Source organism: Alcaligenes endophyticus, from assembly GCF_026344035.1.
GTDB lineage: Bacteria > Pseudomonadota > Gammaproteobacteria > Burkholderiales > Burkholderiaceae_B > Alcaligenes > Alcaligenes endophyticus.
Map to the genome: position 1 here is coordinate 75,996 of NZ_JAPKND010000008.1, position 20,989 is coordinate 96,984.

Below are 20,989 nucleotides of genomic sequence, written 5' to 3' on the forward strand. Positions count from 1 at the left end.
ATATACGCATCCCAACGACTCTGGGGCTCACGTAGGCCCCTCAGTGCGCCCTGAGCCCCATGCTCTTGCCTAGCTAAGGTGATCAATATAAATCAGCAGGCGGCATTTATACACACTGCCATCCTCTGAGACAGGTAAGATAACTGCTTGAGCATTTCTCTGAGGAGTAGAGCGTGTCCTTATTTCCCCCTACCCAGGCCTGCCCTTTGCTGGGCGCTAGCAACTTTCGCGACATAGGTGGTTACTCTACTGAGCATGGCCCCGTAATGACAGGGCGTGTTTTCCGTTCTGACCAAATCGCCGAACTACAAGCCCCAGACCTAGCCTACTTACAAGAACTAGGCGTCAGTCATGCTTTAGATTTTCGCGGCGCCCACGAACGTAAACGTTCGCCGTATCAGTACGAGTTTTTGCGGCATGACTTGCTCAGCATAGAGCCTACTATTGTGCAAGACTTGGGCAGCATTATGCAGGCTGAACACGGTCAGCTCACTGCCGCACAAGCACGATTAGTCATGCAGAAAACCTATGTGGAGTTTGTACAGAACCATAGTGCGCAGTTTGCACGAGTTTTTGATCAGTTGCTCAACACCGAGCAAGCAGTACTCATGCACTGTACCGCCGGCAAGGACCGCACTGGCTTTGCGGTAGCCTTAGTGCACAGTGCGCTAGGTGTTGCCCCAGACGACATCATGCACGACTACATGCTTTCGCAAAAATACTTCAAGCGTCCCAATCTAGACGATAATCGTGGCTTAAGCGACGAGGTGCTTGATGTCGTCTGGGGAGTAGAACCGGCTTTTCTGAATGCTGCGTTCACGCAAATCACCCAGCAATATGGTTCAACCCAACAATACTTGCAGCAAGCACTAGGCTTAGATACGGCACGTCAAGAGCAATTGCTAGCCCGCTATATTAGTTAAGCATGGATTAAGCATCGGCGAGGCTCCAGCTACGTTGCAACGACAGGCTTTTGCCCACGCCGTTCGTCCAATCGCGCTCATCGTGAATGGTGGTGAATAACGGTACGGTATAAGTTGGCTCTACCATGTTCACCACCCAACGCAAATCATTCAAGCGCGGATGCACATTCCAGCGTAAAACATGGCTTCCCTTGGGACCATGCGGTGGCACATAACCGGTGTAAATTAAATAGCGCTGCTCCTGATTATCAGCCACGTCGGCCCACGAAAACTGGCCTTCCCGTATTAAACGCCCCGCTTCCCCCCCTATTCCGTCAGCCTCACCGGCCAGAATTAAATGGGCGTGCGGATTAAACTGCGCCGCTTGCGGCATAATATCGCGCAACTGCTGTTTAATACCGGGCAATAGCATGTCATCACCCTCATACACCAGACGCGTCAGGTTTTCATAACAAGCCGGATCTAACGACCAATCAGTACAGCCGGCTTGATGGCGCCAAAGTGCAATTTCCACCGCGCGCCCAGAGGGAGGTACAGGGAGTAACGCGGGTTTTTCCAATAACAATAACTCCAGTGTTTCCGAGGCCAAGAGACGCGTTTGATCGTACAAACCATACGTAGCATCTAGCAACGCCAGCTCTGCCTGGGGCGGCACATCAAACGGGTATAATAAGGATTCACAGGAAAAATCGCCGCTGTAAAATACCCCTCCCCCTATGTCTAGGTGCAGCCAGACCCCGCCTAAAGCCTGACCAGAACGCCCAGTTTGTATGGCAATATCATCAATATAAGTAAAACCCTGCATTGGCAATTCACGCCAAATACGCCCTGGCGGCAAACAGCGTGCCGTCGCTGCACTAGCATAAATAGGAATATGCTCAGGTAAATACTTGACGCCACCGGCATGGTCTTGCTGATCTTGGGTGAGTAATACAGCATCCAAGTCCAACCCCTGATACCAGTCACAGCTTTGCCCTGGATGCAAGGCGCCCCCCGCATCCAGCAATATGCGCAACCCTCGTGCCTCTACCAATATCGCTGCCGGTCTTTTTTCACCTAAACCGCTTAGTACGGTTACACGCGCCTGACTCACCGCCTTTCTCCCAGTACTCTGAGCAGCCCCTAGGTATGGCCCAGGCCGTGTAGGGCTTTGCAAGCCCGTATCAAGTAGACCTGTTGTTATCGTTTCGTTCATGGCAAATACCTATTGCAGCCTTAACAGGCCATGCTAAGCGCCTCAGCCCGAATACATAGTAATAAAACCCCTTGCTCAAGCAATTGCACTACCGTTATTTCTACCCATCGCACTCAGAACTAATAGGCTCTGATATTACGTAATGACAATCTCTTATGCTGTTCAGAATAAACAAAGCGCTTTGCAGTGACGTTAAGGTTTTGTTTCTCATCCATGACAAAAGCTCCAGCACTCTTCTGAATGGACGCTACGCGACATGAAAAGGCCGACAACAAAGCTAAAACCCGATAAAAAAAGCGCCCGCTTGGGCGCTTAAAACATGGAGACTCACGGCTGTAATAGGGAAGTTAACTTAATCACTCAATAAATCACTCATATCATCGGCGTGCTCTTCCTCGACAGCCATAATCTCAATCAACATCTGTCTGGTAGTAGGGTCCGTATCACCAATAATAGCGATCATCTGACGATACGACTCGATCGCAATCCGTTCAGCAATCAGATTGGCCCGAATCATGGCCTTGATATCAAGGTTATCGTCATACTCCGCATGACTGCGCACACTCAATGTATCGGGGTTAAAGTCAGGTTGACCATTTAACTGCACAATCCGCTCTGCAATACGATCCGCATGTTCTTGCTCTTGCTGGGCATGCTCCAGAAACTCAGCTTTAACAGCATCATTGGCTAAACCAGTCGCCGTAAAATAATGGCGCTTATAGCGCATCACACAGACTAATTCCGTTGCTAAAGCGTCATTTAACAACTTAATAATTTTTTCTCTGTCGCCCTGATATCCCGACGATACCGCTCCCTCACTGACCTGTTGACGAGCGGCTTCTCGTATGGCTTGAACATCAATCTCGTCGTAGACTACTGCACTTTGTTGACTCATGACTGCACTCCGTACAAACTCAGTTTAGTAGGAGCAATGCCGTATTCATCCACCTGCATCTAACGCATCGGCAACATCACTACTCGTTTCACCCTTTACTTGGCGCCGATTCTCGTTATGGGCTGGCATCTGGAATGTCGCATTGCTGAATCATCATGGTAGGAAAATACACCCCTACTGGCTAGGGCTAAACACAAGTAAAGTTTACTCAGCCACTACAAAAGTTAACACCGAGACTTCTACTATTTGCTCAGCAGCAAACGTAGGCCTCGGTGCTTACTGGCTTCAAGCGGATGTTACCGCACCCTCGTGCGGTAACATTTAAGTACAAAATACGCAGCCTGTTAAAGACCGCCGAGGCTGATATATTTCATATTGAGATAATCGTCCAAGCCATGGAAAGACCCCTCTCGACCCATGCCACTTTCTTTTACCCCACCAAATGGCGCCACTTCCGTGGTGATAATTCCATCGTTGACTCCCACCATCCCGTACTCCAGGGACTCAGACACTCTAAATGCGCGAGCCAAGTTTTGGGTGTAAAAATACGCTGCTAAGCCATATTGGGTATTGTTGGCCGCTGCAATCACTTTGGCCTCGTCCGTAAACCGGAATAAAGGCGCCAAGGGACCAAACGTCTCTTCTTGAGCCACTTCCATCTGATCAGTCACCTCGGCCAGTACCGTAGGCTCGAAGAACCCATACCCTAAGGCATGCCTGCGCCCACCCGATAGCAGCTTAGCGCCCTTACTTAGAGCATCGGCGATATGCGCTTCCACTTTCTCTATCGCGGCCTCGTTAATTAACGGTCCCTGCTCTACTCCAGCTTCAAAGCCACTGCCTACTTTTAATTGCTTTACGCGCGCAGCCAATTTTTGAGCAAACTCATCGTAAATGCTGTCATGTACGTAAAAACGATTCGTGCATACGCAAGTCTGTCCGGAGTTGCGATACTTGGCAGCTATCGCCCCTTCTACGGCACGATCAATGTCCGCATCGTCAAACACAATAAAAGGAGCATTGCCACCAAGCTCCATCGACACCCGCTTCATGGTGCCTGCCGATTGCTCACACAACAACTTACCCACACGGGTAGAGCCTGTGAACGTAATTTTTCGCACCAACGGATTCGCTGTGAGCTCACCCCCTATTTGGACAGAGTCACCTGTGAGGATATTGACCGCACCGGCAGGCAAGCCTACCTGCTCGGACAAAAGACCCCACGCTAGGCCACAGTAAGGCGTTAGCTCAGAGGGTTTAATCACGATCGTGCATCCCGCGGCCAAGGCTGCCCCCAACTTTCTAGCGATCATGGAAAAAGGAAAGTTCCACGGTGTAATCGCTCCCACTACACCCACCGCCTCACGCGTAACCAAAATACGCCTGTCTTGCCAAGGTGATGGGATTACATCGCCATTAATACGTCTTGCCTCTTCTGCAAACCACTGTATATAAGCCGCAGCACTATTAATCTCCCCCTTCGCTTCGGCTAAAGGCTTGCCTTGTTCTAGAGTTAGCAAGGAAGCCAACTCATCTACGTTGCTGCGAATTCGTTGCGCCATATGCTGCAAACGCTGCGCACGTTCAGCCGCACTCGTACGCGACCAGACTTTAAATGCTTGCTCTGCAGCCTCAATCGCCGCACGAGTCTCCGTAGCACCGCACAACGGCACGTGACCGATCAATTGTCCATCTGCCGGGTTAGTAACCTCAACAACACGGCCATCTTGGGCGCCTTGCCATTGTCCATTGATATAATTCGTTTCTTTCAGCCAAATTGAGTTTTTGATGCTTGCTGACATAAGCTGCTCCTTCACGCAGAATAATAAGTTTGAGGTGATAGGCTAAAAATGGCTTCCATCACGCTATCCTTACCACTGTTATAGTAAACAACGTATTCTACGTAAGCTATCAGGATAGGAAACTCTTTTATCGACTATTCGTCATCATTATTTTTTATCAGAAAAAATAATGGAAAGGTTAACAAACAGCTCCGTTAACCTTACACCATCCAAAAATTAGCGAGCCTCGCCCTATACACCTAAGCTTGGCGGCACATCCCAATAAGCAAACCGATTCCCCCGACTTGCCGCTAACTCTAGCATCTGAGCCCTAATATGCTGCTCACCCAAGGTTTGAGCATAAAACATGGGCCCCCCGCGATAAGCAGGAAAGCCATAGCCATGCAACCAAACCACATCAATATCTCCTGCGCGATAAGCAATACCCTCTTCTAGGATGCGATACCCCTCAGCGATTAAGGGATAGAGGCAACGCTGCACAACCTCATCGGCCGTGATATCTTTGCGCTGTGCAATATCGTGTTGCTTTGCCAAAGCCTTAAACACCTCCAGCACTGCCGGGTCTTCTACGGCATTACGGCCCTCATAACGGTAATAGCCTAGGCCTGATTTTTGCCCGTGACGCCCTAACTCAAACAAGCGTTGCACTGCTACTCGATAGGCCTCATCAGCCCCCAATTGCCCCGCTTTTTTCTGCTCTAACACTACTTTAGCCGCTACATCCACACCTGCCATATCAATCATGCGACAAGGCCCCATCGCCATGCCAAAGTTTTCTAGCGCTTTATCAATAAAGGCAGGTGTAGCCCCTTCCAGCAACAGAAATTCGGTCTCGCGCAGATATCCTTCCAGCATGCGGTTACCTATAAACCCGAAACATACCCCCGATACCGCTGCCACTTTTCCTATGCGTTTAGCCAAACTCATAATCGTGGCTAATACTTCAGGCGCTGTGTGGTCTCCGCGTACTACCTCCAACAAGCGCATAATATGCGCCGGGCTGAAAAAGTGCATGCCTAACACATCGGCAGGCCGTCCTGAGCATTCGGCCAGCACATTAACATCTAAGGACGACGTATTACTGGCAAGGATGGCAGTAGGTTTGGCTACTTCACCCAAGCGCTTGAAGATAGCTTTTTTGATGTCAAAGTTTTCAAATACAGCCTCTATGATCAGATCGCAATCAGCCAACTGTGTGTCCTCCAGAGTCAAACTGATAGCATTAATTCGCTGCAGCGCCTGAGCTTGAGTCAAGCGCTGCTTTGTCACTGAGCCTTGGTAGACATGATGAATTTGCTGCTGTGCTCGCTCTAAGGTTTGGGCATTTAAGTCCTGCAACACGACGGCTATCCCCGCATTGGCAAAGCTCATAGCAATGCCCGTACCCATGGTACCCGCCCCTATCACCCCCACTTTACTGATACTACGCAAGGCTAGGTTCGCAGTATTGAGCCCAGGGATACGAGCTGCCTCACGCTGGGCAAAAAACGCATGCCTAAGTGCCTTGGATTCATTCGTTTCTTTACATCGTAAAAAGGCCAAGCGCTCTCTTGCCAACCCTGTGGCAAAATCGTATTGAGCAGCCTCCAATACACATCGCGCCGCTTCACGCATGGCATAACCACCTTGATCGGCTGCGGGCAACTCATCTATCTTTTCAGACAAGCCCGCCTTATCCTTGTCACTCAGTACCGCCGGCAACCTGCTTAGCATTGGGTGTGAGGCGTTCTTATCCGCCACACTAATACAAAACTCCAGTGCCTGCTCCTGCCAGTCATCGTCGAACTCCGCATCTAAAAGACCAAGCTTCAATGCCTGAGCAGCAGGCAGGGACTTGCCGCTGACAATCAACTCCATCGCCAAAGGGAACCCCAACAAGCGAGGCAAGCGTTGAGTGCCCCCACTACCGGGCAACACCCCCAGCTTCACCTCGGGCAATCCGAACTGCGTACCGCTGTGCGCTACACGGTAATGGCAAGCCAAAGCCATCTCTAGTCCTCCACCTAGGACGTGGCCATGCATCGCCGCGACAACAGGTACGGGCATGGATTCTAATAAACCATGAATGTCGTTGGGATCAGGTAAGGGAATAAAGTCCAGTTCAAACTCTCGTATGTCTGCCCCCGCCATAAAGGAGCCTCCAGCCCCTTGCAGCATCAGCACACGTATGCCTTGCGGCTGCGCCCGAACGGAGTCCAAAATAGCTTTTAACTGCTCTCGTACTGTTTGCGAGCTTGCATTAATGGGAGGATTGTCCAACGTGATTATTCCCACAGCGCCTTGCTCTGTATAACGAACTACTACTGACATTCTGAGTCTCCTGCCAAATAAATTTTAAATACCAATATGTATGTCAGTACCATGCTTCTTGCATGGACAGCACTGTTTGATCTGCCTTCTCAAGCAAGCCCAACCACGCTGGAACACGCTCCAACTCGTAAGCAAAAAAGTATTGCATCGCAGCGAACTTACCCGCAACAAATGCGCTGTCCAAGTGACTATCTTGCTTAGCGGCCATGGCCACTTGTAACCATAACCACGCAATCACAACATGCCCGAAAGCCTGCATGTACGGCGTAGCGTGTGCGACTGATAAATCCTCATATTCCGGCTGTTGCGATTGCCGAGTCAATGCAGACAAAGTATGTAAATGTTTGGCCAACTGGGCACCATAGGCGGAAAACTCCTCACTTTCACTCGCTAGCCCTATGGTCTGTCGAACCTGCTCAGCCCACAAATCAAAAGCGGCACCGTCCTGCAAACGTACCTTACGGCCTAGCAAATCCAGTGCCTGTATTCCGTGTGTGCCTTCGTGAATCATGTTCAGACGGTTATCACGCCAGAACTGCTCCACTGGAAAATCACGGGTGTATCCCGCTCCACCCAACACTTGTATAGCGAGGCTATTGGCTTCTAAGCACCACTCGCTGGGCCAGCTCTTAGCAATCGGAGTCAACAGTTCAAGTAAAAGCTCAGCTCTAGCCCGCTGTTCGGCCCCTGCTGTACGCTTATCGTCAATCAGGCGAGCGCAGTACAGCACCAACGCCAAGGCTCCTTCACTAATAGCTTTTTGCGCCAATAACATGCGTTTTACATCAGGGTGTTCAATGAGGCGGGCCTGCTGATGACGCTGAGCATCAGACTTCGTACCGCGCAAATAACCTTGACGGCGCTCGCGAGCATAATCCAGCGACACCTGATAGCCCGCGTAACCCAGCATAGTCGCGCCCATACCCACATTAACGCGGGCCTCATTCATCATATGGAACATAAGCGCCAACCCTTGCCCCGGTTCACCTATGCGATAGCCTACAGCGCCTCCATTATCACCAAAGCTAAGCAGCGTATTCGGTATGCCCCGATAGCCTAGCTTGTGGTTCAGCCCCGTCAATACAACATCGTTACGCTCTGCATTGAGACCACCGTCTGCACAAGGCAGAAACTTAGGCACCACGAACAAAGAAATTCCTTTGGGGCCCGCAATCACGTTGCCCTGATCATCCGGTATTTTGGCCAACACCAGATGCACGATATTTTCGGTCAGTTCGTGCTCAGCACCCGAAATCCACATTTTGCTGCCTTTGATCTTGTAACGCGGCCCTAATACATCCTGCTCATAGGCTGACCCATCAGGTGCGGCACGCGTCGCGATATTACCCAAGCTAGAACCCGCGGCTGGCTCACTTAAACACATTGTGCCAAAGTACCTACCCTCTAACTGCGGTATAGCAAACGCCTTTTTCTGGGACTCGGTACCATGAGCCATTATTAAATTCGCATTTGCGTACGTAAGCATGGGAAAGGCAGACAAACTGATGCTGCTGTAAGCAAAGAATGTATTCGCTGCCATGTCTATAACGTACGGCAATTGCATTCCCCCAACTTGCTCGTCGTGCCCCGCTGCGAGCAAGCCTGCATCCGTGTAGGCACGCAAGGCCTGAGCCACGCCATCGGGTAGGCGTACTGAGCCATCCACATACTCAGGCTCCTGAGCATCGGTTAAACGATTCAGTGGAGCAAACTGCTCTTGGGCAATTTTTTCACTCACATCCAAAACTGAATTAAACGTTTCCCGATTATGCATAGCGTAGCGTTCACGACGGCACAAATCTTCGATCTGCAACCAGTCATACATCATAAATTCTAGTGTTTGTCTCACATTACCACCCATCTCAAAGCGAATTAACCGTTTGTCCACCGTCTACCGTCAACACCGCACCCGTCATGTAGCTACCCGCCTCAGAAGCCAATAACAAGGCTGCCCCCACCAAATCCTGGCTGGTGCCGAAGCGCCGTTGAGGTATACGCTTCACCAAAGCCTCGGTGAAACCTGCGTCCTCGAACTCTTTATGCATATCTGTTTCTATATTGCCGGGACACAAAGCATTCACCCGCACTTTGTATCGCGCCAACTCAAATGCCATTACCTTAGACAAATGAATCAAGCCGGCTTTGCTAGCGCCGTAACTGGACAAAAACCCACCCGGACGTATGCCTGCCGTAGAAGCCACATTGATAATCGACCCACCACCTTGTTCGACCATAGCCGCTGCCGTACGCTGGGCAAGCAGAAATGCGCCGCGTAGATTAACGTTAAGCACAGCGTCCAACTCTTCTGGTGTTTGCTCCAAAAAAGGTTTTAACAAGGCCACTCCCGCACAGTTAATCAGCACGTCAGGCGCTCTGTTGAAATGCTGCTGTACTTGGTGCATAGCCTGATCGATGGAATCCACGCTGGTCACATCTAGGGCAACTCCCAACGCTTGGCCACCCAGCGCCTCTAAATGCTCCGCCTCTTGCCGCACCCGCTCTGTGCGCCGCGCGCACAAGGCGACATCAGCTCCGGCTTTTGCCATGGCTGCGGCCAAGTGCAAACCTATACCGCTGGAGGCTCCGCTGACCATTACCAACTTACCGCTCAGATCAAAAGCCGCACCCACCGGCTTATCATGATTTTTTTGCATACTTTGTCTCACTCATTTTTATCAATATTGATTCACACACTCTCTTGCCGTATCAATTGCTCGCGCAGCATTTTTTTATTCAGTTTTCCTACACTGGTACGTGGCAAATCCGACACGAAACATATCTGCTCAGGTATGGCATAGGGCGGCAATTTACCTTCTCGTATACGTGCTCGCAGCAAATCCTGAAGCTCGGCAATCAACGCGTCATCGCCTTGGCAAGCGGGCTTAAGCGTAATAAATGCACACGGCCTCTCGCCCCACTTCTCGTTGGTTATGGCAATCACCGCTACCTCCTCCACCGCTGCATGTTCAGATAGATAGGCCTCTAACTCTAGCGACGACAGCCACTCTCCACCTGACTTGATCACATCCTTAGTGCGATCGACGATGCGAAAAGCTCCATCTGCATCTTTGACGGCCACATCACCTGTGTGCAAATAACCCCCGCGCCATAACTGGACCGACATTACCGGATCGCGATAATAAGCGGGCGTCAGCCAGACCGAACGGGCAACTAACTCACCCTGTTCACCCTCCTCTGACATAGAGCCATCCGGCGCCTCTATGCCCAATTGGGTCAATGGCATCGGGTGTCCTACCCGGCAAATACGCTCAGGATGTGCCAGCGCCTCAGCGCGAGTAGTACGAACAAAACTAATGACGGGGCAGGTCTCTGACATACCGTAGCCGGCAAATACATGTAAGCCTCTGGCCTGCGCACGCTTAGCCAGCGCAGGCGACATTGCTGAGCCTCCGACCATGACTTTCCAGCCGGGCAATGACAACGCCCGCTGTTCTGCCTCCACCAATATCATTTGCAGCACGGTAGGCACACAGTGTGAAAAACTGACCCCCTCATCACGGACCAACTCAACTAGTTGCTGCGCCTCATACCTACCTGGATACACCTGCTTAAGGCCCAGCAATGTAGCAACATAAGGCAAACCCCAGGCATGCACATGGAACATAGGCGTTAGTGGCATATACACATCGTTGTACCGCAAAGCCTGGTACTCATCGGCCGTACCTAGGGCCATGCCAACTGCTAAGGTATGGGTGACTAATTGCCTATGTGTATAGGTCACCCCTTTGGGCTGACCAGTCGTGCCAGTGGTGTAAAAATGCGTCGCGACGCTATCTTCACTCACATAAGGAAATTGGAAACCGCGCTCTGCTTGTGTGAGTAAGGCTTCGTATTCCCCCACCACGGGCAAATTAGTACCTTGGGCCTCACCGATTACCACAATACGGGGGATACGCTCTTGCAGCGCATAGACCTGCTCTAGCAACGGCAAAAATTCGGCAGCAGTAATAATCAGTTGCGTGCCACTATGCTCCAAGGTGTAACGAAGCTGATCTACCGATAAACGGATATTGGCCGTCATCAATGTCGCCCCCAACATGGGTACGGCAAAGTAGGCCTCCAGATAGCGATGGGTATCACGCTCAAGGACAGCGACTCGCATCTGCTCCTGTATGCCCAGGTCTTGTAAGATTTTCCCCAGGCGATGAACCCTGTCGTGCAAATCCAGGTAGTTCATACGCAAGCCGCCTTGCGTCACAATTTCTTGTTTACCACCCGCTTCGATGCCACTTAAGAATACTGAAGCCAAGCTCAATTCGCAATGATGCTGCTCGGTGTAATTCTGAGTTGCTAAAAAATCGGTCATAGCCATATGCCCTCACCATTAAAAATGCATAGATTAGGCCTACTCTCCTCTTGTATAAGCCCAGTCTAGAAGTGACACTACCAGCCCATTAAACAAGCCCTTATAAACATCAAAAATCAGGGATAACGCTTATAAACACTCATGACCAAGCGCTTGCTCTATTTTTCATCTTACCCCTATACTCAATATCATTCCAGTACCTAATTTCAGAGTTTCAACGTTTTCTATGACAAGCATCAAGCTACAAAAAACCGCGCCTAAAAACAAACCCGAGGTCGAAGACACCCGTACACGCATACTGGATGCCACGGCGAGTCTTATACGGCAAAAAGGCTTTAAGGCGACCACCGTCAGAGACATAGGCGAGGCAGTAGGCTTGTACTCAGGCAGCCTGTTTCACTATTTCAGAACCAAGCACGACATCCTGATGGAGATTCTGCGTACCGCGTTTATTACCGTCTGTGAGCGCCACGAAACTACACTGGCAAGCTCACTATCACCCCAAGACAAACTACGACAATTTATCTATAACGAGATCCGTTTGGTGTTCATTGAGGACCAAGGCGATTACCACGCGGTGTTGTATTTCGACTGGCGCGACGCCGCTCCGGGACATTTGCCCGAGCTCATACAGTTGCGTAAACGATATTTTCAATCCTGGACCGAGCTCATCCGTCAGTGCCATGAAGGGGGGCATCTGCGTGGCGACCCAAAAATTTCTGTACGCGTATTGGAAGGCACCTTGCGCGGCATGATGAGTTGGTATCGGCCAACAGGAATGTACAGTCCCGAAGAAATGGCTGATCAGGTGCTTATCGTTGTCGCCCGTCCCTGACCGATGAGCTGATGTATCGGAGCAATAGAAACACTTACCCTTACACCTTGAGGAACACGCATGAAAGAAGCTGTTATTGTCTCAACCGCCCGCACTCCGATAGGTAGAGCTTTTCGCGGTGCATTAAATAACATCAAGTCGCCCACGATGCTGGGTCATGCCATAGAGCATGCCGTCAGCAGAGCCGGTATAGACCCTGCAGAAGTACAGGATGTGCTAGTGGGTACAGTGCTGGGAGCAGGAACCGCTGGAGGAAATATTGCTCGCTATGCTGCGCTAGCAGCGGGCCTACCTATCACCGTCCCTGGGCAGACATTGGATCGTCAATGCGCATCGGGACTGATGGCCATAGCAGCCGCAGCCCATCAAATTAGCCAAGAACACATGGATATCGTCGTGGCTGGCGGGCAAGACAATATTTCTGCTATACAAAATCAATACATGCCTTGGACCTCGCAACAGGCAGACCCAGGGGTGATCAGCGCCGCAGCCCACGCCTATATGCCTATGTTGCAAACTGCGGAATTCGTCTCTAACAAGTTCGGCATCAGCCGTGAACAGCAAGATGCCTATGCGCTGCAATCACAGCAGCGCACAGCCCAAGCGCAGGCAGCCGGGCTTTTTGATGCTGAAATCGTTCCTATTTCAACCACACAGATCATCACTGATAAGGCCACGGGGGAAAGTCGCTATCAGGAGATCACCCTGAGCAAAGACGAAGGCAACCGCCCAGAGACCACCGCCGATAGCCTAGCATCGCTCAAACCCGTCATAGAAGGCGGCACAGTAACAGCAGGCAATGCTAGTCAGTTATCAGACGGCGCCTCGGCCTGTGTCATGATGGAAGCCGGCGTCGCCGCTCAACGCGGGCTAACTCCACTGGGGATATATCGCGGCATGGCCGTCGCAGGCTGCGCCCCAGAAGAAATGGGCATAGGCCCCATTTATGCCATCCCAAAACTATTGCAACAGCATGGCTTACGCGTGCAGGATATCGGCCTGTGGGAGATCAACGAAGCCTTTGCTTGTCAGGTTTTATATAGCCGCGACTTTCTAGGCATTGACCCCGAGTTGTGCAATGTCAACGGCGGTGCCATTTCCATTGGTCATCCCTATGGTATGACAGGTGCTCGTCTGACCGGACACGCCTTGTTAGAAGGAAGACGCCGTGGCGCACGTTATGTCGTCATCAGCATGTGCGTAGGGGGGGGTATGGGGGCCGCCGCGTTATTCGAGCTGTAAACCGCAACAAGCACCACCATTCTCATAACTACCAAAAAACGGAGACATGAATGGAGTTTTTTGTTATCTCCCTTCTCAATAGCCTAAGCTACGGATTGCTGCTGTTTATGCTCTCCTCTGGGCTAACACTCATTTTTAGCATGATGGGTGTGCTGAACTTTGCCCATGCCAGTTTCTACATGCTGGGCGCCTATTTGGCCTACACCATCAGTGGTTTCAGCAACTACTGGTTCGCCTTTATCACGGCCCCCCTGTTAGTGGGCGCGGCAGGGGTACTAGTAGAGCGCTATGGTCTGCGCGCGGTACACAAGCACGGCCACGTAGCCGAATTACTCTACACCTTTGGCCTGTCCTACCTCATGCTGGAGGGCGTACAACTGATCTGGGGCCGATCTGCCGTGCCATACGGCATCCCTGAGGTATTACAGGGGCCGCTGTTCACCATATACACAACGGCCTTTCCAAAGTATCAAGCATTCATGATGTTGATTGCTGTGCTGACGTTACTGGGCCTGTATTTGCTACTCACACGTACGCGCATTGGGTTGATTATCCAAGCCGCCTTGACGCACCCCGATATGGTGGAGTCGCTAGGCCATAATGTTCCGCGCGTGTTCATGTTGGTCTTTGGCGGTGGCTGCGCTTTGGCAGGGCTAGCTGGTGTGATTGGCGGCAATGCTTTTGTTACCGAGCCCAGCATGGCTGAGCTACTAGGGACGATTATTTTCGTTGTCGTGGTAGCGGGCGGCATGGGCTCACTCATGGGCGCATTATTAGCCTCCCTACTCATAGGCCTTATTCAGACTTTCGCCATTGCTATAGACGTATCGTTACTGGATGGGCTCTCGGCTCTTGGCCTAACTGTGGGTCCCCAAACCTTTGGCTACTCAGTGTTAAGCGTGAACGTATCCCAAGTGGCACCCATACTGCCTTATGCCTTACTGGTACTGGTGTTAGTGTTTCGTCCGCGCGGTTTACTAGGCAAACGGGAGAACTAAGCAATGTCCATCAGCTCTTTACAAGCCCAGGCTCCCAGTACTCTGGCCCGCCGTCACTTATTGATCATCTGGCCGCTCTTTGCCCTAGCACTGATTCTGGCGCCTCAGGCTTTTAATTCTTCGCTGGCCGTGTCTCACCTAACCCAGATTTGCACGGGCATAGTGCTAGCACTGTCTTATAACGTATTGCTGGGTCAAAGTGGGATGCTGTCGTTCGGTCATGCGGCTTTCTCAGGTCTGGGCGCCTTCATGTCCGTGCATGCCATGAATATGGCCAGCGGTGGGGCGATCTGGTTGCCACTGCCGCTAATACCCATTGTAGGTGCACTGACCGGCTTGACCTTTGCGGCCCTGATTGGCTACATCATCACCCGAGCATCAGGCGTCACCTTTGCCATGATTACGCTGGGTGTGGGCCAAATGGTCTATGCCAGTGCTCTCATGTTTCCTGCTTTTTTTGGCGGCGAAGGTGGAGTGTCGACTGATCGGGTCTATGGGGAACCCTTGCTAGGATGGGATTTTGGCCCCCAGATTCAAGTCTATTATTTAGTCGCAGCGTGGCTATTCATATGCGTGATGGCCTTGTACTACCTGACTCGTACCCCGCTGGGCCGTCTGCTCAATGGTGTACGTGACAATGAAGAGCGCGTGGCATTCATAGGCTTCGATCCCCACCTACTCCGCTACCTGGCCCTAATGACTGCAGGGCTATTCGCGGGCGTAGGCGGCTCGCTGATGGCCATCAACTTCGAGGTAGCGACAGATGAAATCCTCAGCTTACATGAGTCGGGCGCCGTACTGTTATTCACCTTCATAGGGGGCACCGGTACATTTATAGGCCCCATGCTGGGTGCCCTGATAGGCGTGCTACTCACTAAGTTTCTGCCCGACTATACCGCTGGTTGGCAAATGTACTTGGGCCTAGTATTCATGTTGGTAGTGGTCTATGCACCCGGTGGAATCAGCAGCCTACTCAAACCCACTTGGCAGGTATGTGTGCAATCCTTGCGCCAACATCAGTACGTCTTGCTGCTCAGACTGATTCTGTCCTGCGCAGCCATACTGGTGGGCACCGTGATTCTGATTGAACTCATGTTCCATCGATCTGCCGGAGCGACAGAGCCGCTATTGCTGTGGGGTTACAGCCTCGACCACCACGGCCTGCTGGCCTGGGTTATAGGAGCAGTTGTACTGCTGGTGGGGATGCTCAGCGTCAAACCTTCGGGCCGCCTATTACTGGGTCGTTTAGCTGAGGCGGATACCGCAAGCAAGGGAGCAAACCATGAGTAACACCATTCTGGAGCTGAAAGATGTACACAAACACTTTGGCAAAGCCCACATCATACGGGGCGTGAACCTGAACGTGACTCGGGGAGAGAGACTTGCCGTGATCGGCCCTAACGGCGCCGGCAAGTCAACCTTATTTCATCTGATATCGGGCCGCATACCTATTAGCACCGGCCATATTAATTTTGATGGTGCCCGCATAGACGACCTCAATGCCCAACAAATCTATAGACGGGGACTGAGCCGCAGTTTTCAGATTACCAATCTGTTCATGCGTCAATCTGTCTATGAAAATATTTTGTGCGCCGCGATGTGGTCACGCGGCTATCACTATACCTTCTGGCAGCGCATTAGCCAGCTCAAGCCCTTACATGAGCGGGCTCAAGAAGTATTAGAGCTGATAGGTCTCACGGCTAGACGCGATACCGCTGTCAATTTACTGACCTATGCTGAACAACGCGCACTAGAAATAGGCATGGCAGTGGCTGGCGATAGCAGCACCATCTTGCTGGACGAACCTACTGCTGGTATGAGCCGTGGCGAAAGTGATGCCGCGATAGAACTGATTAAGACCGTCAGCCAAGGTAAAACTCTGCTCATGGTAGAGCATGACATGGGAGTAGTATTCGGCCTTGCTGACCGAGTCGCCGTGGTGGTTTATGGACAAGTTATCGCCTGCGACACACCAGAAAACATTCGTGCTAATGCTGCCGTGCAAGAAGCCTATCTGGGCGTATCTAACGATCAACAAAAAGAGGTGACAGATGGCCTTGCTTAATGTTTCGCAGCTACACGCCTATTACGGTAAGAGTCATGTCCTGCAAGGCGTAAACTTTCATGTGCAACCAGGAGAAATTGTCAGCCTGCTCGGCCGCAACGGGGTGGGCCGCTCCACTACGGTTAAAGCAGTGATGGGTTTGGTGCAATCTAGCGGATCGGTGCACTTTGATGACCAAGACATCAGTAACCTAAAAACCTATGAGATTGCCCTACGCGGCCTGGCTTATGTACCTGAAAATCGCGATATCTTTCCCACTCTAACCGTAGAGCAAAATCTCATATTAGGCCAACAGCGCGGCAAAACCTCTCAATGGAGTATTGAGGACATGTATGACATGTTTCCACGCTTAAAAGAGCGTCGTCATACTGCAGCCGGAGTCATGTCAGGCGGTGAGCAACAAATGTTGACCCTGTGTCGGTCCCTAATTGGTGACCCCAAACTTATTATGATAGACGAGCCTACCGAAGGTCTCGCACCACGCATCGTAGATCAAGTCGCCCAATATCTGGACGAGCTACGTAAACGTGGAGTCGCAGTTTTGTTAGTGGAGCAAAAGCTAGCAATAGCACTCGATATTTCTCAACGGCTATATGTCATGGGCCGTGGATCTATCGTATTTGAAGGAACGCCCAACGATTTACGTACGGCCGTTGATGTCCGCAGAGACTGGTTAGAGGTCTAAGCTCTAATCACACACAAGCAATCCAGGAGACTTTATGAAACAGAAAACGCAACTGACACTCAGTGCACTAGCATTGACCATGAGCATGTTCGCCGGCGTCTCGCAGGCTGAAAATGTTAAAATCGCACTTATCGATCCCTTATCGGGGTCCTTTGCCGCGTTAGGAGAAAATCAATTACGCACTTGGCAATTCATTGGCGATATTGCCAATAAAGAAAAATGGGCAGGCGATCACACCTTAGAGTTTGTAGGCTTCGATAACAAAGCCGGAGTGCAAGACAGTCTAAGCCAGCTCAAGCGCGCCATTGACCAGGGCTACCGCTACGTGGCTCAAGCCAACGGCTCGGGGGTAGCCTTTAGCCTAGTAGATGCGATTAACAAACATAATGCGCGTAACCCCGGCAAAGAAGTGCTGTATATCAACCACGGAGCCATAGATCCAGAACTGACCAATGACAAATGCAGCTTCTGGCAGTTTAGTGTGGACTCCAACGTAGATATGAAAATGCAAGCGTTGGTTAATCACTTGGCAAAAAACGATGAAGTGAAAAAAGTCTTCATCATCGGCCAAAACTATGCTTTCGGGCGAGCCGTCAGCAAAGCCGCTAAAGACATGTTGGCTGAGGTGCGTCCGGACGTAGAAATCGTCGGTGATGATTTACACCCAATCGGTGAAGTGAAAGACTTTGCTCCTTATGTAGCAAAAATCAAGGCCTCTGGAGCCGACACCATTATTACTGGCAACTGGGGTTCGGATCTCGCCTTATTGATCAAAGCAGCACGTGCCTCTGGTCTAGATGCTAACTTCTACACGTACTACGCTGTTCTCAAAGGCTCCCCCACAGCTATGGGTGAGAGCGGTCTTGAGCGCGTGAAATACGTGGGGGTCTGGAACGTTAATAATGAAGACTACAAAGGTAGAGAGCTCGTGGAGGAGTTCAACAAGAAATATGACGATGACCTGACTTGGTTGCAAGCCTACTCCGGGGTCGCTTTACTCGCTAATGCCATGAAAAAAGCCGACTCAGTCAATCCGGTAGATGTAGCGTTTGCTATGGAGGATATGGAGCTAGACAGCTTGAACGGTACGATCAAAATGCGCGCCGCAGACCATCAACTACAACAGCCGCTCTACGTTGCCACGTGGGCTAAAGTTAACGATAGCAATGTCCAGTTGGAACAGGAAGGCACTGGTTTTGGCTGGCGTACCGAAGAGGTCATTCCCGCTGCAGATGCACTATTACCCACCACGTGCGAGATGAAGCGCCCCAAACGTTAAGTAGCTAACCCCCCCCCGATCTAGGTCTAACAATCTAGGTCGGGGCCTGCTTGGCGATTCACCACAAATTCTTTTGGTTGCGAGTTTTTACCATGACGTCCGCAAGTACCACACGTCCCTGGCTATCTATCACCCCTGCACCTGCCCACAGCTCCTCCCCTTTTGCCCTGCGTCACACTGACATGCTCAGCCTGTTTCACCACGCACGTACGCAGTCAGGCACACAGGCAGCCCTGCATTATTTTGATCAGACCATTACTTACGCACAACTCAATTATTATAGTGACCAGTTCGCTGCCTACTTATTGGCGAATGGCTTACAAAAGGGCGAACGTGTAGCACTGTATTTACAAAATATTCCGCAGTTCACCATTTGTGCATTAGGGATATGGAAAGCTGGCGCGGTAGGGGTCTCCATTAATCCCATGAACCGTGCTCACGAACTGACCCAGCTCTTGCACGATAGTGGGAGCAGCACTCTGATCCTGCATCGCAACCTATATGAACAAGTAGCGCGTGAGGTTCTGCAGGAGCTCCCCCACGTTCAGGCAATCGTTACCAGCTCTAAAGACTTCCAAAGTCGGAACGACTTACGCATCATCAAACCTGAAGATGATACTGCCACCTGCCCTGACGCGATTGATCTATTGGAAATACTACAAGCGACGTATACAGAAGAGTATGTCGCCCCCCTAATCAAACAAGCTGATCAGCACGACCCAGCCATGCTCGTCTATACCTCGGGCACCACTGGCGTGCCCAAAGGCGCCATTATCACCCACGGCAACCTGAGCGCAGATGCACAAATTTACCGAGCTTGGATAGATATTCCCGATGGTGCTGCCATTCTGGCTATGTCTCCGCTGTTTCATGTTACTGGTTTAGTAGGGCACCTAGCTTTGGCCTTTGCCTGCTCCAGCGCCACTGTGCTGATGTGCCGCTTTCAACCGGAAGTCGTCGCGGAAGCCACACAAGAATATCAACCCCAATTCGTGGTGGGCGCTATCACTGCCTTTATTGCGCTGATGAATCACCCTAAGGTCAGCGCAAAACAACTGAGCTCCTTAAAACGCGTTTACACAGGCGGTGCCCCAGTGCCCGCCGTACTAGCAGCTGAGTTCGAGGCTAAGTTCGGCATGCCCATGCGAAACTGTTATGGCTTAACGGAAAGCACTGCCCTAGCCCTATCGGTGCCACCAAGCCAAAACACGCCCGTCGACGCTGACGGTGCTTTTTCCATAGGTATACCCGTGTTTTGCACCGACGCCTATATTGCTGACGAGCAAGGTACGCCAATGGCCCCCGGTGAAATCGGGGAAATCATGCTGCGTGGGCCACAGATCATACCCGGCTACTGGAACAAGCCCGCAGAAAGCCAAGCTAGCTTTATAAATGGCTATTTGAAAACTGGTGATGTTGGCTATATGAACGAAGCGGGTTGGTTCTTTCTAGTAGACCGAAAAAAGGACATGATTATCGCTTCTGGCTACAAGGTTTGGCCAAAAGAAGTGGAAGATGTCATTTATAGTCATCCTGCCGTACTAGAGGCTGCTGTGGTAGGGGTGGCAGACCCGTACCGAGGCGAAACAGTCAAGGCCGTAATCAGCCTTAAACCGGGCCACATCGTAACAAGTGATGCCTTAATCGACTACTGCAAGCAGCGCTTAGCGGCCTATAAATATCCACGTGTCATAGAAATTGTGGATGAACTACCTAAAACGGTCACAGGAAAAATTCTGCGCCGGCTTTTACGTAACTAAGAAACAATTCCTAGACTGAATTGCTCCCAAAGGCTGAAATATATCCAACTTTGGGGAGCAACTCATCTGCAGGGGACTTTAGTACGACACATACCGACAACTTAAAACGGTATATCGTCTTCCATGTCAGCGAAGTTATCGGCCATAGGAGCCGCCTGACGTGCTGGTTGTTGAGCCGGTTGCTGAGGAGCTTGCTGACGAGGTGCCCGCTGTTGAGCTGGCGCGCTGCTGTAGTCGGCACCACCGCCCATGCTATCACCACCCTCACGGCCACCTAGCATTTGCATTTGTTCGGCGATGATTTCAGTGGTGTAGTTGTCTTTACCGTCTTGGCCTTGCCATTTGCGCGTACGCAAACGACCTTCGACATACACGGGACGGCCTTTGCGCAAGTACTCGCCCGCAATTTCAGCCAAGCGATTGTAAAATACTACCCGATGCCACTCGGTTTCTTCACGACGCTCACCCGAGTTACGGTCTTTCCATTGCGAGGTCGTGGCAATGGAGATATTGCAAATAGCCGCACCTTCTGCGCTATAGCGTACTTCAGGGTCGCGACCTAAATTGCCGACCAAGATGACTTTATTAACCGATGCCATGACTTTTATCCTGTAATCTTAAAATGGTATTCAAGCCTTATTATCAACGATTCAAAGCTCGATTCATACTGCCT

17 protein-coding genes are annotated in these 20,989 nt (G+C 51.1%); 9 read left to right on the forward strand and 8 right to left on the reverse strand.

The window, feature by feature from the left end:
- Positions 1–173: 173 nt before the first annotated feature.
- A complete protein-coding gene (locus OSH01_RS13490) occupies positions 174–923 on the forward strand; it encodes a tyrosine-protein phosphatase (RefSeq protein WP_266124643.1) in 750 nt (249 codons plus the stop codon).
- A 7-nt stretch (positions 924–930) separates the two neighbouring features.
- Here the strand turns inward: OSH01_RS13490 and OSH01_RS13495 are convergent, their stop codons facing one another.
- The 7 genes from OSH01_RS13495 to OSH01_RS13525 all read right to left on the reverse strand — a co-directional run bounded on the left by OSH01_RS13495 (position 931) and on the right by OSH01_RS13525 (position 11,458).
- Positions 931–2,118: an MBL fold metallo-hydrolase gene (locus OSH01_RS13495; RefSeq protein WP_266124644.1), complete on the reverse strand. Its 1,188-nt coding sequence runs from the start codon at positions 2,116–2,118 to the stop codon at positions 931–933.
- A gap of 352 nt (positions 2,119–2,470) precedes the next feature.
- Positions 2,471–3,013 carry a ferritin-like domain-containing protein gene (locus tag OSH01_RS13500; protein ID WP_266124645.1) on the reverse strand — a complete coding sequence of 181 codons (543 nt, stop codon included), beginning with the start codon at positions 3,011–3,013 and terminating at the stop codon, positions 2,471–2,473.
- 344 nt (positions 3,014–3,357) lie between these two features.
- Positions 3,358–4,815, reverse strand: coding sequence for an NAD-dependent succinate-semialdehyde dehydrogenase (locus OSH01_RS13505; protein ID WP_266124646.1), 1,458 nt, complete (start codon positions 4,813–4,815; stop codon positions 3,358–3,360).
- 231 nt (positions 4,816–5,046) lie between these two features.
- Entirely contained in the window at positions 5,047–7,125 is a 2,079-nt protein-coding gene (locus tag OSH01_RS13510; protein ID WP_266124647.1) for a 3-hydroxyacyl-CoA dehydrogenase NAD-binding domain-containing protein, read from the reverse strand.
- A gap of 43 nt (positions 7,126–7,168) precedes the next feature.
- The gene (locus OSH01_RS13515; RefSeq protein WP_266124728.1) at positions 7,169–8,986 is read right to left on the reverse strand and encodes an acyl-CoA dehydrogenase; all 1,818 of its coding nucleotides are present in this window, start codon (positions 8,984–8,986) and stop codon (positions 7,169–7,171) included.
- Between the two features lies 1 nt (position 8,987).
- Positions 8,988–9,779 (reverse strand): SDR family NAD(P)-dependent oxidoreductase, encoded by a 792-nt coding sequence (locus OSH01_RS13520; protein ID WP_266124648.1) that lies wholly within the window; start codon positions 9,777–9,779, stop codon positions 8,988–8,990.
- Positions 9,780–9,811: 32 nt separating this feature from the next.
- Complete coding sequence (locus OSH01_RS13525) at positions 9,812–11,458, reverse strand: long-chain-fatty-acid--CoA ligase (RefSeq protein ID WP_266124649.1); 1,647 nt, start codon at positions 11,456–11,458, stop codon at positions 9,812–9,814.
- Positions 11,459–11,678: 220 nt separating this feature from the next.
- On the opposite strand from OSH01_RS13525, the gene OSH01_RS13530 reads away from it, so the two are divergent.
- The 8 genes from OSH01_RS13530 to OSH01_RS13565 all read left to right on the forward strand — a co-directional run bounded on the left by OSH01_RS13530 (position 11,679) and on the right by OSH01_RS13565 (position 20,316).
- The gene (locus OSH01_RS13530) at positions 11,679–12,287 is read left to right on the forward strand and encodes a TetR/AcrR family transcriptional regulator (protein WP_266124650.1); all 609 of its coding nucleotides are present in this window, start codon (positions 11,679–11,681) and stop codon (positions 12,285–12,287) included.
- Between the two features lie 60 nt (positions 12,288–12,347).
- Entirely contained in the window at positions 12,348–13,529 is a 1,182-nt protein-coding gene (locus OSH01_RS13535; RefSeq protein ID WP_266124651.1) for an acetyl-CoA C-acyltransferase, read from the forward strand.
- Positions 13,530–13,579: 50 nt separating this feature from the next.
- A complete protein-coding gene (locus OSH01_RS13540) occupies positions 13,580–14,527 on the forward strand; it encodes a branched-chain amino acid ABC transporter permease (RefSeq protein WP_266124652.1) in 948 nt (315 codons plus the stop codon).
- Between the two features lie 3 nt (positions 14,528–14,530).
- A complete protein-coding gene (locus OSH01_RS13545; protein ID WP_266124653.1) occupies positions 14,531–15,817 on the forward strand; it encodes a branched-chain amino acid ABC transporter permease in 1,287 nt (428 codons plus the stop codon).
- A complete protein-coding gene (locus OSH01_RS13550) occupies positions 15,810–16,592 on the forward strand; it encodes an ABC transporter ATP-binding protein (RefSeq protein ID WP_266124654.1) in 783 nt (260 codons plus the stop codon). Before OSH01_RS13545 ends, OSH01_RS13550 begins: the two co-directional genes overlap by 8 nt.
- Positions 16,585–17,277: an ABC transporter ATP-binding protein gene (locus tag OSH01_RS13555; protein WP_266124729.1), complete on the forward strand. Its 693-nt coding sequence runs from the start codon at positions 16,585–16,587 to the stop codon at positions 17,275–17,277. Before OSH01_RS13550 ends, OSH01_RS13555 begins: the two co-directional genes overlap by 8 nt.
- Before the next feature lie 34 nt (positions 17,278–17,311).
- Positions 17,312–18,556, forward strand: coding sequence for a branched-chain amino acid ABC transporter substrate-binding protein (locus tag OSH01_RS13560; protein ID WP_266124655.1), 1,245 nt, complete (start codon positions 17,312–17,314; stop codon positions 18,554–18,556).
- A 92-nt stretch (positions 18,557–18,648) separates the two neighbouring features.
- Complete coding sequence (locus OSH01_RS13565) at positions 18,649–20,316, forward strand: AMP-binding protein (RefSeq protein WP_266124656.1); 1,668 nt, start codon at positions 18,649–18,651, stop codon at positions 20,314–20,316.
- A 101-nt stretch (positions 20,317–20,417) separates the two neighbouring features.
- On the opposite strand, the gene ssb is transcribed toward OSH01_RS13565, so the two are convergent.
- Positions 20,418–20,915, reverse strand: coding sequence for a single-stranded DNA-binding protein (gene ssb, locus OSH01_RS13570; RefSeq protein ID WP_266124657.1), 498 nt, complete (start codon positions 20,913–20,915; stop codon positions 20,418–20,420).
- Positions 20,916–20,989: the final 74 nt, after the last annotated feature.